12 protein-coding genes are annotated in these 16815 nt (G+C 55.3%); 8 read left to right on the top strand and 4 right to left on the bottom strand.

Features of this window, described 5'->3' with window-relative positions:
• Positions 1-134 precede the first annotated feature (134 nt).
• Entirely contained in the window at positions 135-1925 is a 1791-nt protein-coding gene (locus CHH75_RS18525; protein ID WP_095265019.1) for a sensor histidine kinase, read from the bottom strand.
• Complete coding sequence (locus tag CHH75_RS18520) at positions 1925-2644, bottom strand: response regulator transcription factor (RefSeq protein ID WP_095265020.1); 720 nt, start codon at positions 2642-2644, stop codon at positions 1925-1927. Before CHH75_RS18520 ends, CHH75_RS18525 begins: the two co-directional genes overlap by 1 nt.
• 143 nt (positions 2645-2787) lie before the next feature.
• Here CHH75_RS18520 and CHH75_RS18515 point away from each other — a divergent pair, with 143 nt between their 5' ends.
• The 5 genes from CHH75_RS18515 to CHH75_RS18495 all read left to right on the top strand — a co-directional run bounded on the left by CHH75_RS18515 (position 2788) and on the right by CHH75_RS18495 (position 11391).
• Positions 2788-4026, top strand: a complete 1239-nt coding sequence (locus tag CHH75_RS18515; protein ID WP_255223070.1) for a DUF418 domain-containing protein — start codon at positions 2788-2790, stop codon at positions 4024-4026.
• Positions 4027-4141: 115 nt separating this feature from the next.
• Positions 4142-4276: a DUF4023 domain-containing protein gene (locus tag CHH75_RS18510; protein WP_095265021.1), complete on the top strand. Its 135-nt coding sequence runs from the start codon at positions 4142-4144 to the stop codon at positions 4274-4276.
• 271 nt (positions 4277-4547) lie between these two features.
• Positions 4548-5702 carry a YhgE/Pip domain-containing protein gene (locus tag CHH75_RS18505; protein ID WP_095265022.1) on the top strand — a complete coding sequence of 385 codons (1155 nt, stop codon included), beginning with the start codon at positions 4548-4550 and terminating at the stop codon, positions 5700-5702.
• 18 nt (positions 5703-5720) lie between these two features.
• Complete coding sequence (locus CHH75_RS18500; protein ID WP_095398879.1) at positions 5721-6377, top strand: TetR/AcrR family transcriptional regulator; 657 nt, start codon at positions 5721-5723, stop codon at positions 6375-6377.
• A 436-nt stretch (positions 6378-6813) separates the two neighbouring features.
• The gene (locus CHH75_RS18495) at positions 6814-11391 is read left to right on the top strand and encodes a discoidin domain-containing protein (RefSeq protein ID WP_095398899.1); all 4578 of its coding nucleotides are present in this window, start codon (positions 6814-6816) and stop codon (positions 11389-11391) included.
• Between the two features lie 287 nt (positions 11392-11678).
• Here CHH75_RS18495 and CHH75_RS18490 read toward each other — a convergent pair whose 3' ends face one another.
• A complete protein-coding gene (locus CHH75_RS18490) occupies positions 11679-12242 on the bottom strand; it encodes a CGNR zinc finger domain-containing protein (RefSeq protein WP_095398878.1) in 564 nt (187 codons plus the stop codon).
• A 267-nt stretch (positions 12243-12509) separates the two neighbouring features.
• Between CHH75_RS18490 and CHH75_RS18485 the strand changes: the two genes are divergently transcribed.
• Both CHH75_RS18485 and CHH75_RS18480 read left to right on the top strand, forming a co-directional pair.
• Positions 12510-13667: an epoxide hydrolase family protein gene (locus CHH75_RS18485; RefSeq protein WP_255223069.1), complete on the top strand. Its 1158-nt coding sequence runs from the start codon at positions 12510-12512 to the stop codon at positions 13665-13667.
• 155 nt (positions 13668-13822) lie between these two features.
• Complete coding sequence (locus CHH75_RS18480) at positions 13823-14347, top strand: P-loop NTPase family protein (protein WP_095398877.1); 525 nt, start codon at positions 13823-13825, stop codon at positions 14345-14347.
• Between the two features lie 208 nt (positions 14348-14555).
• Here the strand turns inward: CHH75_RS18480 and cysK are convergent, their stop codons facing one another.
• Positions 14556-15476, bottom strand: a complete 921-nt coding sequence (gene cysK / locus CHH75_RS18475) for a cysteine synthase A (protein WP_095398876.1) — start codon at positions 15474-15476, stop codon at positions 14556-14558.
• Positions 15477-15794: 318 nt separating this feature from the next.
• Between cysK and CHH75_RS18470 the strand changes: the two genes are divergently transcribed.
• Positions 15795-16646, top strand: a complete 852-nt coding sequence (locus tag CHH75_RS18470; protein WP_095398897.1) for a lipoate--protein ligase family protein — start codon at positions 15795-15797, stop codon at positions 16644-16646.
• Positions 16647-16815: the final 169 nt, after the last annotated feature.

Here is a 16815-nt window from a genome sequence, read left to right as displayed (position 1 = left end):
ACAGCCGCGATTTCCTTTTCTTGTCTCTTTCGCTTTCTTAGCCCTTATCCTCCCTATTCATCCCCTTCGGGAAGGAAGGCCTTGCTCGGCATCCTGCCCCCTAAGGCATACGCAGCGCTTCGATCATCGGATGCTCAGCTCCGCCTCACGCCTGTCGCCGCCGCTTCATCCGCACCATCCCAAGCCCTATCGCCCATCTCCGGCAGCAGGACCGTAATTGCCGTCCCTCTTCCCGGCTCCGACCAAACCTCCACCTGACCCTGATGCGCTTCCACAATCGCCTTGGCGATGCTCATTCCAAGCCCGGAGCCCTCCATGCTCTCCTCCGTATTCGTCCCGCGATAATACCGCTCGAACAGATTGGCCATCGTCTCCTCATCCATGCCAACCCCCTGATCAGCCACGGTGATCGCCACCCATCCCGGGCGTTTCTCCACCCGTACCTCGATCTCGATGCCATCCGGATTATGCTTGACAGCATTCGTAATCAGATTATCCATCAGACGCTGCAGCCAATTGACATTCCCGTTAACCGGAAGCTCTCCCTCTCCGCCGCTGAACGTATAGGACGCCTTGCTCCATGTAGCATCGTTCACATATTTCAGCACGCAGCGCCGCACCAGCTCGTTCACATCGACCGGGGACATTTCCTGCGGCGCGATCCGGCTCTTGAGACGGAATACCAGCGAGAAATCGTTGATCAGATCCAGCATATAGTCGCCTTTTTCCCGGATGACCGTGCCCATCTCCCTCAGCTCTTCCTTGCTCCATTCCTCCGGCGCGTTCTCAAGCATATAGCCATAACCCTGAATCGAGGCCAGCGGGGTTCGCAGATCATGCGATATGCCTGACATCCATTCCTCGCGGTTCCGGTCCAGTCGCTCCCGCTCCTCTTTGGCCTCCGCCAGTCGATTCGCCATCAGATAGAAAGCATGGATCACTTCCTTGTACAGCTTGTATCTCATGCGGAGCTTGCCATTCCTGCGGAATACCCTTTTTCGGTCCTTCGGTGTCAGCACTTCCTCATACTCCCCGCGTCCCATCCGTTCGAACCAGCCTGTGAAAAGCAGCAGCGGCCGGCTATACCGATAGCCGTTCCAGAACGAGATGGCCAGCGATATGATCAGCATGCAGATCATGAGCCATACGGTGGCCCAGATCACCTCCTGCATGACGGAGACTTTATTCGCGACATTCTCCCGCGGCGTATGATATAACCACGTATGTCCCGTGCGCTGATCACGATAGACGGTAATGGATGTAGAATACGTTCCAGGCTGTTCCTGCATCGCAATAATTTCTAGCGGATGATAACTGTCTTTCTCTGCGGATCGATCACCAATCGCCTGGACGATCTCCCCTTCGCCATTGATCACATGTAAAAAACCACCCAGACGAGCCATCTCCTCACCCAGCCTGACACTCCCTTCCGGACCGACAACCCCATTCTCCTGGAATCGGGCGAACCAGGACTGCAGCCAATCCGCCTTCTCATCCACTCGTCCTAACAAATACAGCAAGGGCTCTTCATAGGCCAGATCCATCTCCCAATTGACGGTATAGCCGCCTAATCGCCCGCTCTCCTGGATCTCGAGCAACTGGCTCACTGAATATTGCTCCGGAATATCTGAATTCGTATTGGATGCATGAATGACCTGCCCCCGGGTGTCTACAACCTGTAGCCACATGTCACTCTCTTTCAGCAATACATTCCAATACTCCGCCAACCGAACGACGCCATCCTCCGTTATCGTCTCAGCCACGATGCCTTCCAGCACACCTGCCGGGAAATTGCGCTTCATCTCCTCGTTGTTGATATGCTTGAGCAGGAAGAACAACAGCACCAGCAGCACGCAAAGCATCAGAACCGACAGGGCAATCATCTGATATGTAAAATGAAAAGCGAGCCTTCTCCGCAGTTTCATCAGGCGTTCTCCTTCACCAGCTTGTATCCCAAGCCCCTGACCGTGACCAGCAGCTTCGGATGGCTCGGGTCCTCCTCAATCCGTTCACGAATGCGGCGGATATGCACCATAACCGTATTGTCCTCGCCGATCCCGTCGATCCCCCATACCGCCTCGTACAGCTGAGACTTGGAAAAGACGATGCCAGGATGCTTGCAGAAATAGAGCAGCAGCGAAAACACCAGCGCCGGACACTGTACTGGCCGTCCCAGTACGCGGAGCTCTCCGGCAGTCTCATCGAGCACAAAACGCCCGTAATCCCACACCCGCCCGGCAACGACCGGCTCCGTCTCGACCGGGACTCCTCCCAGCCCCGTCCGGCGCAGTCTCGCCTTGATTCGGGCTGCAATCTCAAGCGGATTGAACGGCTTGGTCACATAATCGTCCCCGCCCATCGCAAAGCCGGTGAGCACGTCCAAATCGGACGCTTTGGCTGTCAGAAACAGAATATGCGGGCTTCCGTAAGCCCGGATTTTCGGGCACAGATCAAAGCCGCTTCCGTCTGGCAGCATAACATCCAGCAGCACGATATCCGCGCCGTGGGCCGAAATCGCCTCCAGCGCCTCCTTGCAATTCCCCGCCGTATATACTTGGTTAAATCCTTCCTTGCGCAGCACCATCTGCAGCATTTTCACAATGGAAGGTTCGTCATCGACAATTAGTATTTTTGCGTTCTCCATATCTCCCCACCCTCTAGCTAAATGCTAGCACAACTACCTTAACAGGAGCTAAACAATTACCGCAAATTTAAGGAAAAGTTAGGCTGGTCTTATCCGGGACGTTAACTCCGCTCGCTATACTGTTCAGCAAGAGGTGATGATCGGTGGTCAAAATACCACAACGCGCAGCGGCCGTTGATGCCATACGCGGATTAAGTCTGCTGGGCATTTTGCTGGCCAATATGCTTATTTTTCAATATGGGATGTATGGCAAGGACGAACTTCATCTGTTCCATCCGACCACAACGGATACTCTCGGTCACAGGCTGGTTCAGGTTCTCGTAGAGGGCAGCTTTATGCCGATCTTTACGTTCCTGTTCGGATACAGCATGATCAAGATGCGGGACGCGTTAACGGCGAGAGGCCGAACGTCGAGATGGAGCTTCATTCGCAGATCGCTGGCGCTAATCGGGCTTGGGATTGGGCACGGCTATTATTTGTGGGAAGGCGATATTCTGATCTTCTACGGGGCAATAACGCTGCTGCTTCTGTTCTTTCTGAAACGAAAGCCTCGAACGCTGATCCTATGGGGCGCTCTGTTTCTGACACTTACCGGTATCGTGAGCCTTGGAGCAGCGGAGAAGAACCTGGAGGAAACACAGCGACTGGAGAGCTACGTGACAGAAACGACCCATGTGTACCAGTCGGGAAGCTACAGTGAGATCATGGACTATCGCCTGAACTCGGAACCGCCGCTGGATCTGCCGGAATGGGTAATGCTCATCGTCATTCTGATTGTGCCGTTTATGAACGCGCCGATGTTTCTGTTCGGCATGGCGGCTGCCAAGAAGGGCCGCTTCCTTCAACCCTCGGCGGAAGCCACAACCTATCTGCGCTGGTCGCTTCTGGTTCCGCTCGGTCTGGTGCTGAAAACCGCCGCTGTCCTTCTCGGAAGCACCCACGCCTTGAGCGGGGTATGCATCGTGCTTGGCGGGCAGCTCCTGGCGCTCGGTTACATTCATCTATTCGCGCTGCTGTATGCGAAAGCTCCGAGCTCTTCCCTCGCATTTCGCGGGTTCGAAGCTGTCGGCAGAATGTCGCTGACGAACTATTTGCTGCAAACGGTCATTTCCACATCGATTTTCTACGGTTATGGACTCGGGCAGTTCGGCCGGCTTGGCGTATGGCCAGGCATCCTGCTGGCGCTTGCCATATATATGGCCCAGGCAGCAGCGAGCTTGCTCTGGCTCGAAAAGTTCCGCTCTGGCCCGGTTGAGCGGCTGATGCGGAGCCTGACCTACTGGACTTGGAGCGGACGAATAAAGCCGAAGCTGGCGAAGTTACGCCCAGCGGCGGAGGAATCCCGGCAAGCCGGTCGTGATGCTCCATCTCCAACGGGCTGAATGCGGGGAAGACAGCTTTTATGCCTACAGATTCATACATTCCCGGGATTACGGTTATATTAATCGGTGAATACACCGCCGTGATCACGGATGGTTACGTTGAAGGAGGTCCGGTATGGACAGCAGCACGCATGAGTTTGTGGAAAAGATGAATGAGAACGCCGAGAAGGCCCGCCGCAACCAAGAGCAGCACGGCCATGGAACGCCGAGCAGCAAGCTGCCGAACAAGCAGCATGGGACTCGCAAATAATTGAATCATTTGTATCTCTCGAAAGCGATCCGTTCATGGGTCGCTTTTTGGTGTGACCTTACGCCCCTATCCCTGAACTGGAGTCCGCCACCGAAGGGTAGGAATGCCCCGACGGAAAAAGCCGGACGCATCAGCTGGCAAATAGGTTAGGCTCCTTCAAGCAAGTCTCCAAGCGCTACCGACATCGAGTGGCTTGACATGGTCCCATCTGTTGTCTACAATTTAAACAAACGTTTATTTTAAACAAACATTTAAATTGGGAGGGAATCAAGTGGGTGGAGTGGTTAAGGATTTTTTCAAACAGAAAACAACGATCATCGGAATCGCTACGGCGGCGTTGTTCCAGCTTATTTTCAGTGTGGTATGGATGACGGGGTACAGCGGGGTTAATGAACGAACGAGCCAACTGCAGATTGCCGTTGTGAATGAGGATGCCGGCTTCGGGGCTGTGCTCGCGGCGTCGCTGCATGAACAGCTGCCATTCACCGTTATCAAGCCGGGGAGTTTGACAGAGGCTCGCGATCAGCTGGAGCAGCGGGAGGTCCAGATGGTGGTTCACATCCCCGCCGATTTCAGCGAAGCGGTATCGTCAACGGAATCCAAGGGGATGATTACGTATGCCATGAACGAATCCAATGTCGTCACGATAAAAAATGCTATGGCCAGTGTCGCCCAGCAAATCACTGCGACGGCCAATCAGCTTGCCGCACAGCACGGGGTCCAGCAGACCCTAGCCTCCATGCAGATCGCTGAGCCGCAAGCGGAAGCGCTCGCTGCAGGATTGACCTCCCGCATTGAGGGAAGCTACGAAATCAGCAATCCGGTGCCCGATATGGCTGACCAAATGGTGCCGATGATGATGGTGCTTGCCTCTTACGTCGGCTCGATGCTGCTCGGCATGAATCTGGAGCAGTCATCCGCAGCCTTGACAAGCCGGCACTCCAAGTGGCAGCGATTCACAGCGCGTCAGCTCATCAATGTCGGAACAGCCGTCATTGTCGGATTGTTCGGCGTGACGCTGGTCACGCTGCTGGGCAGCTCAACCGAACACAGCTTTCTGTCCTTGTGGGGCTTCCAGACACTGTTCCTGTTTGCCTTCATGACATTGGCGCAGGTCTTCCTGCTGCTGTTCGGCACAGGCGGCATGGTGTTCAACATTATGCTGCTGTCGGCACAGCTCGTATCGTCAGGCGCCATGGTGCCGCGCGAAATGCTGTCCGGATTCTATCAGGGACTGGGCGATGCGCTGCCTGCCACCTATGCCGTTGAAGGCCTGATGAACTTGCTGTTCGGCGGGCCGAGCACTACAGCACCAGCGCTCGCGTTAGCGGCAAGCGCTTTGGTATACTTAGGAATAGGTATCGCCGTAACGGCCGTGAGACGCGGCCGTGCACTGCCCGAGAGGAGTGCATTCGCGGCGAATTAAAAGAGGGGGCGCTGCGACATGACGGAACCGGACATCCGAACCAGAATTCTTCTCGCGGCGAAGACGCTGTTCGCGAAGCATGGGTTCGACGGAACGACGGTTCGCCAGGTTTGCGAGGAGGCAGGAGCCAACGTAGCATTGGTTTCGTACCATTTCGGCGGGAAGGAAAATTTGTTCTCCGCGTTGTTTGATGAGTTTTTCCCCAATGTGGATGATGCCTTGGAGCAGTACCGGGACATTCTCGCTCAGCCGGAGACCGGCCTGGCATTATTTATAGAACAGGTCATGCTGTTTAAGTTAAACGACCCGGACATGGGCAATATTCTGGAACAGGAAATTCTAATGCACTCTCCGCGGCTGCAAGCGATCCAAGACCGAACGTTTCCAATCTGGTCGAAGCTGCGCGACTTGATGCTGGACGGGCGCAGTCAAGGCAAGTTCCACTTCCTGTCCATCGATACGACGCTGTTGCTCGTACTGGGCAGCCTGCTGTTCCATAAGCGAAACTATTACTTCCGTCCGCTGCTCCTCGAGGAGCCGCAGCCGCCGGAAGCCGCCATCGCGGCCACGGTGGAATATGTATACGGAGCGCTCGGCGCTGCTCATCTCGTACCTGAGCGGTATCGGCACGGGACGCGAGGTGACTGTCAACACAACGCTGAATCCATCGAATGATGAACGATGCATCCATAAATCATCGGGCGCTTGTTCGAGCCGCGTGAAGAGGTTTCTTTACGCCAATTCTATATTTATATTACGGCGAATCGGTCTTGAGCACTATGAGGACCGATTCGCTCTTTTTATATAGAAACAGGCGCTGCTCCGGGTGTTTCAGCTGCTGCAACAGACCGAAAAACCAGCAGATCATTGGCCTAATTTTGCAAGGGTAGCTGTTTTATCCTGGTCCCTCTAGAATATGTACATCTTTATGTATTGATCTTTCCTACCCGAGAAGGAAATTTCCTTTTATTAGATGTTCTTACTCAAATTCAAAAGTCTGGCCGTCGATATAAGCCGTGGAGCCAATCCCCATGAATATGTGAAAGGAGCGTTAGAGAAAGACCTCTTGGGGAAGGATGCGGCTTATATCATGATGGATAGGAGAGAACATATGTACAGACAACCAACGAGGAGAAAACATCCCCTCATCATACTCGCGAACGTTGTGATCGCGTTCCTATTATGGATAGGCAGTTTGCCGCTTGCAGCTCCGGCTGTTCATGCAGCGGATCGCGATCCTATACTGTCGCTTCACAGACCTGTTTACGCCTCTTCCAGCCTTGGCGGAAATACGCCGGATCTGGCCGTGGACGGAAACCCGAATACCCGCTGGGAAAGTGTATGGCAGAAGGACCCGCAATGGATTTACGTCGATCTCGGCGCCAGTGCGAACATCTCCAAGGTGACCGTAAACTGGGAGAATGCTTATTCCAGTGCATACACCATTCAAGTGTCGGACGATGAGATCGAATGGACCGATGTGACGGATGTCATTCAAGGAAGAGCCGGTGAGGTCGAGAGCGAAGTATCCGCAGCCGGCCGCTACGTCCGCGTCTATAGCACCGAGCGCGCGCAGCAGGCTTACGGCATTTCGATATGGGAGCTGGCCGTTTACGGTACTGGCGGTGCGAACAAGCCGCCGAAGCCGGAAGCCGTCAATCTGGCGCTGAACAAGCCGGTTACGGTCTCCTCCCTCGAAATTGATGAGCCGACTCGCTCGGCCGAGGACAAAGCCCGGATGGAGGAGCGCAACTACGCCGCCCGCAATGCGACCGATGGCGATCCGGGAACACGATGGTCATCCGTATACACGGATACGGAGTGGATCTATGTCGATCTGGGCGAAGTCAGCGAAATCGGCAGCGTCGCCTTCCATTGGGAAGCTGCTTACGGGCGTGCCTACGACATTCAGGTATCCAACGATGCCCGTGAGTGGACGACCGTGTACCGGGAGCTGAACGGCTCCGGCGGCAAGGATGTCATTCCGCTGTACACCCATGCCCGCTATGTCAAAATGGCCGGCATCGCGCGCGGCAGCGCAAACGGTTATTCACTGTTCGAATTTGAAGTGCGCGCTTACCGCGAAGGGGACCCGCAGCCTGTTTATGATATTCCGGAAGTAAAGGCTCCCTCCGCTGTGCCAGTAGGAGCCGGAAGCTATGAGATCAACGATATCACACAGCTGGAGCCGAAAAATCCGAAATACCGGACGCCGAATATCCAGGCGCCGATCCCGTCCAATGGCTGGTGGCAGTCGATCCTGATCGCCAACCTGGGCGATGGCAACGGCCTGATCACTCTGCCGCTCAAGAACTGGTACACGAAGCAAGGACTCGCGGTATTGAACCCGGGTGCCGGTTATGTGTCGGCAAGCGGCGATAACATCGACGCAGACGGCGACCCGGATCTATACCTGTTCGTCAACAACATCCATCCAGCCGAAATGGAGACGAAAATTTCCGGCTATGGCGATTATTCCGCCAGCGTCATCCTGAGTGATGACGATACGGCTAAGATGAGCACCACCTTTGTGAAGGGTTCGCCTTTCCTGTACAACACGTTTGAGAACCCGGATGCTGTCATTATTCATTCGCCGGTGCTTTCCCGACTGTTCGATGATAACAACAACCCGGTATTGGTGAATGACGGAGACGTGCTCGTAAGCGACCATATCGGCTTCGAAGTGGTGAACCAGGACCGGGCTCCAGCGCCGCAAACGTTCGTCCGCAGCTATGGCATCTATGCGCCGCCGGGAACGACGTTCATGAAGCTTGGGAATACGGTCAAAATCAAGCTTGGACAAGGCGACTACCTGTCCATCGCAGCCCTGCCTTCGGCAACCGAGCTGGAGCGATACTACCAGCACGCCTATGCGTTTGTGACCGATACACGCGTCGATTATCGCTATGACGAGGACACCTCCCTTGTCACAACGAACTTCACCTCGGAGACCGAGCCGAAAAGACCTGGCTTTTCCGAGGAAACGATCATGACACTGCTGCCGCACCAGTGGAAAATCACGACAACTCCGCTGACCGAGCTTAGCTACCCGTCCATCCGCGGTACGCTTAAAGTGCGGGAAGGCAGCACATTTACGACGGAAGACCGTTTTTACGGCATGATTCCGCAATTTGTAGAACCGAGCAACCCGGATTATTCGCGGGCCCAGCTCGTGGCTTACCTCGATCAGCTCGATGCCGATCTTGCGAACGGGCTGATGATCGCGGATCCTTACTGGCAAGGGAAAAAGCTGCATCCGCTCGCGGTAGCGGTGCTGATCAGCGACCAGCTTGGAGACACCGAGCGAAGAGACCGCTATTTGGCGGATCTGCGCACCATTCTGACGGACTGGTATACGTATTCCCCTGATGAGCCGCGTCATTCCCATTATTTTCACTACTCGACGTATTGGGGGTCCGTATTCCCTTACGCCAGCGGATTCGGGCTGAACACGGGACTGACGGACCATCACTTCACGTATGGCTATTACGTCTTCGCGTCCGCGGTGCTAGCGACCTACGACAAGGAGTTCTTGCGTGATTATGGCGATATGACAGAGGTGCTGATTCGCGACTATGCGAACCCGTCCCGGACAGACAACCTGTTCCCTTGGTTCCGCAACTTCGACCCTTATGAAGGCCACTCCTGGGCCGGAGGCTATGCCGACAACCGCAGCGGGAACAACCAGGAAGCGGCCGGCGAAGCATTATTTGGCTGGGTTGGCGAATACATGTGGGGGCTTGTCACCGGCAATGATGCCTACCGCGATGCGGGCATCTGGGGCTTCACAACCGAAGAGAAGGCGGCCGAGCAATACTGGTTCAACTATGACGGAGACAATTGGCCGGAGGCGTACAAGCATAAGGTCGTCGGGCATGTGTACGGCAGCGCCTACCTGTACGGAACGTTCTTCTCCGGAGATCATGAGATGGTCTATGGCATTCACTGGCTCCCGTCAGCCGAATGGATGACCTACTATGGTCGTCAGCCTGAGAAAGCCGCTGCCCTGTATCAGGGACTGATCGATGAGCTGGGAGGCCAGCCTGAAAACACCTGGTTCCATATCATCTGGCCATTCCAGTCCCTCAGCGATCCGGAGGCTGTGCTGGCCAAATGGGACACAACCCATATGCAGCAGAATGAAGCATTCAATACGTACTGGTTCGTTAACAGTATGGCCACGTTGGGGCACCGCTCCACCGCGATCTGGGCCGATTATCCGGCAGCTACTGTATATGAAAAAGACGGCGTGTACACAGCACAAATCTGGAATCCTTCAGAGAGCCCGAGAACCATTCACTTCTATAACGAAAACGGTGTTGTCGGCTCCGCCACCGTATATCCGAACGCGTTAGTTGCCGTTGATCCAACCCGGCATACAACAGTCGAAGGCCCCGACCCGTCTCAGGGCGTGTCCTACCTGGACCGGACATCCTGGACGATCACGGCCTCCGCAAGTTCCGAGCCGGTATCCAACCTGACGGATAATGACCTGTCCACCCGCTGGTCATCAGGACAAACGCAGCGGTCAGGTGAATGGCTGCAGGTCGATCTCGGATCAGAGCAGTCCTTTGATACCCTGTTCATGAATTCTGGCACAAGCTGGGGCGATTATGCGCGCGGTTACGAAGTATATGTCTCCAACGATGGCGAGAATTGGGGAGAAGCCGTGTTCACAGGGGCTGGCGCATCGCCGAGCCTGGCAGTCTCCCTGGGGGCTCAGCGCGCCCGATTCCTCAAAATCATGCTGACTGCCCCGTCGGACAGCTGGTGGTCGATTGCCGAGATCAAGCTTGCACGTTTTGGAGAGCCTGGGGCCCAGCCTCCGGTCCAAGAACCGGGCACGGACAAACCGGAGGATCTGCCTGGCTGGACAGTGACTGCCTCCTCGTCTGCTGACGAGGAAAGGCCGTCCCATATGCTGGATGGCGATATCCGCACCCGCTGGACCAGCGGACAGCCTCAAGCAGGTGGAGAATGGCTGGAAATCGATCTGGGTGCAGCCCACACCTTCGATACCGTCATCCTGGATCCTGGCGTCTCCACAGACGATTACCCGCGCAGCTATAAGGTGTATGTGTCTGAGGACGGTCAAAGTTGGGGAGACGCGGTCGCCAGTGGAGCAGGCGAGCCCGGGATGCTTGAGATGACCCTCCCTCCGCAGACGGCCCGCTATATTAGAATTGTTCAGACCGGGGAATCCGGCAAATGGTGGTCGGTTGCCGAGCTGTCCGTGGTGTATTACGGCATCGGCAAGCAGCGGCAGCTGACTCCGGCAGACTGGGTAATCAGCGCATCGGCCAACTTTGACCTCTCGCAGACCGGGGCGATGCTGGATGGCGATATGTTCACCCGCTGGACCTCCGGTGCCGAGCAGAAGGGCGGCGAATGGATTATGCTGGACCTTGGCGAAGCGACACCGCTAGACAAAATCGTGATGGACAGCGGCAGCAGCCGAGACGATTACGCACGCGGTTACGAAGTCTACCTGTCCAGCGACGCCGAGAACTGGAGCGGCCCGGTCGCTTCAGGCGAAGGCAAAGGTCCGATCATCACCGCGGTCTTCCCGCTGCAAACAGCCCGCTACGTCAAGATCGTGCAAACCGGGGAAGACCTGCATTGGTGGTCGATCAGTGAGCTGGGGCTGTTCACCGCTGACAACGACGACCACGGATCGCCTGATCGTTGATCAGACGATGATCCGAGCAAGAAGGTCAAACACTTCACACGCTATGAGTAAATGAGAATATGAAGAAGCAAGCACATGAAACGGCGTCTCCTGTCTACTTCGTTGCATGTTGCACGGTTATCCCTTTCGTTCAGGACGCTACCTGATCCAGTGGGATCATCGTGCTAAACATCAGGAGTGTCGTTGCGTGCTGGGCTGGCCTCCGGAAGTCTGTTGATCTGACTTCCGGGACAGCCTTTTTTTTACCCCAAAATGCAGTGCCAGCCCTGCAATCATCAATCACGATCCTACGATCGGCTCACCCGGCTCCGCTCCCGGTACGCCCTGTTCTTGGCGCGGTTGCCGCAGGCGCTCATGAGGCACCACTTTCCTGTTCCCGGACGGGATCGGTCTATAAATACCCACTGGCAATCCGGGGCCGAGCAGACCCGAATTCGCCGCCAAAGCCCTTTTCTTCTCATCTCATATACCAATGCCAATACATGCCCGAGCCCTTGCTTGCCTCCTTGATGAAGCGGCTCCAGCTTGTCCCCGTTGTCTTCAAGCCTAATCGCGTACTTGAATTCCCTGGCAACCTTCTCGAGTGGTTCCACGTCAACATCAGGCCCCCGATCATGCGGGTTAAGCTCAATAGCGTCTCTTAACGCGGCTCGCAGCTTCCTCGCCAGCGCCAGATCAGACTCGGACACAGGCTCCTCGCCGGCAATATAATGAATGTTCTGCAACCAGTGCTTCAAATCCTCAGGGACCACCCAGCACTCTGTGCCCGGGTCCCCCTCATATCGCATTCGCCGATCATAGGTATTGATGAAATCCGCTATAATTTCCAGCCCCTGATAGTCTTGCTCCATCACAGCCCAACCTCCTGTTGCTATTGATCCTGCAAACCATTAAAATAAAATAACAGGTTAGCTAACCTTTAAATATGTTTTATAAGTCACGTTTCTCATGATTTACTCCATTTTATCACATATTCACATAACGCCCCCAACCGGGTTCTGTCAACTTTGTACAGCCAGCTATGGCAGACCACCGCCTCATCCATAAAGCGAATAAGATCGTAGCGTACCACATGCAAACATCACCCCTATTTCAATGAAACGAGAGGAGTGCCTGATATGAAAATAGACATTCAGCCTTTCCGCTTCCGGGTAGCGCCGGAGGATATCGAAGACCTGAATCGCCGTCTGGACATGACCCGCTGGCCGGATGAAATCCAGCATGCACAGGGGGACTATGGAATTCCGCTAGCCTTCATGCAGGAAATGATTCGATACTGGAGGCACGAGTTCGATTGGAGCCGCATGGAGCGCAACATCAATGCATATCCGAATTATATCGCCGACATTGACGGACATCGCATTCACTTTATTCACATCAAGAGCAGCGGCGCGAGCCCCATCCCCTTGCTCCTTGCCCATGGTTGGCCCAGCACCTTCTATGAGATGCTAGAGCTGGTCCCCTACCTAACTGAGACGGATACATACGGGGATGGCTCCGGGCTTTCTTTTGATATTGTTATTCCATCCATCCCTGGCCACGGCTTCTCCATCGGGACGAGGGAGCCGGGGTTTGAAGACCGGCAGGCCGGGCAGCTTCTCGGCCAATTGATGGCCGGCCTAGGGTACGATCGGTTCGGCGCCCACGGGTATGATATCGGTGCCAGCATCCTCGGGCTGCTCTGTCTGGATCAACCGGAGAGTGTAATCGGCTACCACACCACGTCGCCAGCCAATCCGAGCCCGTACACGGATGAAACGACCCTACTGTCCCCGGAAGAAACCGAGTACCTCAATATTCAGCGGCAGTGGTATGCATCGGAAGGCGGTTATGCCCATCTGCTCGGCACCAAGCCTCAGACGGCGGCTTATGGCCTTGAGGACTCGCCAGCTGGACTTGCCGCTTTTATATTGGAAAAATGGCATGACTGGACTTACCCCAAGGATGGCGACCTGCTGCAGCACTTCAGCCGGGATTTCCTCATTAGCAACGTTGCGATCTACTGGCTGACTCGGACCATCAATTCGTCTAACCGCTATTATTACGAAGGCAGGCATACCCGCTGGCCCGGCCCGGGAGAGTCCTCTCCTGTGCCGCACGGCATTGCTCTAACGTCCGAGCCGAATACTCGCCCGCCACGGGCATACGTGGAGCGTATATTTCCTAATCTCATTCGCTGGAAGGATCTAAATATCGGAGGGCATTTTATTGCCGCCGAGCAGCCGAAGCTTCTGGCTGAGCAGATTCGGGGTTTCTTTCACATGCTGCAAGGCTAAGCTAAGCTAGGCACAATGATTCAAACAAAAATATCACGGTCGGAGAAACCGGGCACCAGATAGAGATCGACGCACAAAAAGAGGACATATGAGCACGCGAATCGAATCCTTATTTTCCAACCTCTATTCTCTGACCGGGAGGCTCATGACTTGATATGGAAAAGAAAATTCCGCGCAAAATTCATATTATCGGCTCTGTAGGCAGCGGCAAAACAACACTCGCCCGATCCCTGTCCGCCCGGATGGATGCTCCTTTCTATGAACTGGACAATGTCGTATGGATCCGAGCGGACGCTGGGGATATCCGGCGTGATGACGAAGCCATCGTTGCCCTGCTCCAACAGATGGTTCAGAGCGAAAGCTGGGTCAGCGAAGGCGCACACTATCATCACTGGGTTCGGCCTGCTCTTGAGGAAGCCGATCTGATCCTATTTCTGAGCCCGTCCTATCTCACTCGCTGTCGCCAGATCGTCAAGCGATTTATCAAACAGAAGCTCGGGACGGAACAAGCGAATTACAAGCCGACATTCGAGATGCTGATCAAGATGTTCAAGTGGAATCACAGCTACGAGCGGGAAGGCAAGCGGAAGATCGCTGCAATGCTCACGCCCTATACCGATAAAGTGATCGTCGTGCAGAGCGGCAAACAGGCTCTGGCTCAATTCAGAAATCAGAGCTGACTTCCAGTGAAGCTCGGGGCTCGTGGGAATGAGAGGGCTTCCATTACTGCCCGAACAATACCCATGAATATACCAAAGAACCGGACGGCAAGATCCCTCTCTTGCTTCGTCCGGTTCTTCGTTTGGTTATACGATACGGGCAACCACCCACGTCTTACACTGCAACTTCCCTGCTGTACAGCCAAGCTGCCGCAGCGCAGTCTTATCATTATGATCCAAAAATATCCATGCTCAAGTAACGCTCACCTGTATCCGGAGCCATACATACCACCCGTTTCCCTACTCCCAGCCGCTCCGCTACGCGGATCGCGGCAAATACCGAGGCCCCGGAGGACGGCCCGACCAGAATCCCTTCCTGACGAGCCAGGCTGCGGACCATCCCGATCGCTTCTTCATCAGCAATCTGAATGATCTCATGATAGATCTCCGTATTTAAAATATCCGGCACAAATCCCGGGCTTGTGCCCACCAGCTTGTGCGGCCCCGGCTGTCCGCCAGACAGCACCGGCGAGCCCTGCGGCTCAACAACCGCAATATGCAGTTCCGGCAGATGCTTGCGCAATTCCTCCCCGGTGCCGGTAATCGTCCCGCCCGTTCCGGCGGTCGCCACAAAAGCATCCAGCCGCCCTTCCATCTGCTCCAGAATCTCCGGCGCCGTCGTGACTCTGTGAATGTCCGGGTTCGCCTGATTCTGGAACTGCTGCGGAATGAAGCTGCCAGGAATCTGTGCTCGCAGTTCCATCGCCTTGGCTATCGAGCCGGGCATGCGCTCGCTGCTGGGCGTCAGCACCACCTCTGCGCCATAGGCCTTCAGAATGTTGATCCGCTCCTTGGACATATTGTCCGGCATGACCAGAATAGCCCGATAGCCTTTCGCCGCCGCGATCATCGCCAGGCCGATGCCCGTATTGCCACTGGTCGGCTCAATGATGGTTCCTCCGGGAGCAAGCAAGCCCTGTTCCTCTGCGGTGCGGATCAAATTATACGCCGCCCGGTCCTTCACGCTGCCCGACGGATTGAATCTTTCCAGCTTGACATACACGTCGGCTGCACCCTGGGGTACCACGCGCTGAAGCCTCACCATCGGCGTCTGGCCGATCATCTCCACTACATTGTTATAAACGTCCATGCTCTTCTCCTTCTATACGGTCCTGGCAAAATTGATCCCGCTGCATCCTATCCCTATCTTCGCCAAAATTTTGTCAAAGTGGTTCTACCTGTCTATCTACCTTTGATGTTCTGCCCATTCCTATAAATACAATAACTTAACAAGGATTTTCTTTCATCTTAGAAAAGATGCCGCTTGCTTGTCAAACGAAAGGCGCAAGCAAATCTTTCATGCCACCCCGGGCATTGTGGTATTCTGTTCATATCAATCCCATTCATTTCAGCAGAACATGCTCCGGCTTTACATATAGAGGAGGCTTACCCGTTGAACAATTTGAACATGAATATCCCCTTCCGCTTACCCGAACACCAGCCGATACTTATACTGGACCGAACCGCTGATCTATCCTCGGTGGATGTCCTTCACCTTTTTGCCATGGACGAGCTGCTCTGCAGCCAAACCGGGAATGGCGGGCCAGCCATCTGCCATCTATGGCGGCATCCCCGCGCCTTTGTCATGGGCGTGCGGGACAGCCGCCTCCCCCATGCGCCGGAAGGCGATGCCTGGCTGCGTTCCCAGGGCTATAACACCGCGGTCCGCCACTCCGGCGGCGCAGCCGTTCCCCTGGACGCAGGCGTCGTGAATCTGTCCCTGATCCTGCCGTTCGATTCTACGGGCAAGGCTCCGGACTTCCACGACGACTTCGAGGTGATGGTGCAGCTGATCCGGGACGCGCTGCATTCTACCGAGGCGCAGGTGGACACCGGCGAGATCGCCGGCGCCTTCTGCCCCGGAACGTATGATCTCAGCATCGGTGGGCTTAAATTTTGCGGCATCGCTCAGCGCCGCCAGCGGCATGCCTTCATCATCCAGGCATTCATCATCGCCAGCGGCTCCGGCAGCGAGCGCGCCAGGCTCGTGCGCTCCTTCTACGACATCGCCGCCTCCGGCGCGGCTCCCGGCAGCTATCCGCTCGTGGAAGAGAGCAGCACCGCCAGTCTGGAAGAGCTCATCCCCGGGCAGGAGGATGCCGTAAACAGCTTCACGCATGCAGTCAAGGACGTGGTCCGCCGGTGGCAATCTGGCTATGACCTGACCCAGGCGGCCGCCCGGTTCAAGCTGCCCTCTGCAGACGATGTCCGGGAGATGGCGGACAAGCTGCGGCAGCGGTATGCAGATAAGTTAAGTTAAAAACCGGACTGGGGCTCGCAGGATTCTACCTATATAAACGGAGAAATTCCAAGTCATAATGCAACCCTAACAAACAAGCTGGCCTCTACTTGGCCAGCTTGTTTGTTAGGAAGGATTCACCGAAAGACCCTCCAGGGGAGCATATCCTAATAGCTCTCAGATTCATGAT

Source organism: Paenibacillus sp. 7541 (assembly GCF_002276395.1).
GTDB classification, from domain to species: Bacteria; Bacillota; Bacilli; order Paenibacillales; family Paenibacillaceae; genus Paenibacillus_AQ; species Paenibacillus_AQ campinasensis.
This window is presented reverse-complemented; position numbering and strand designations above follow the sequence as displayed.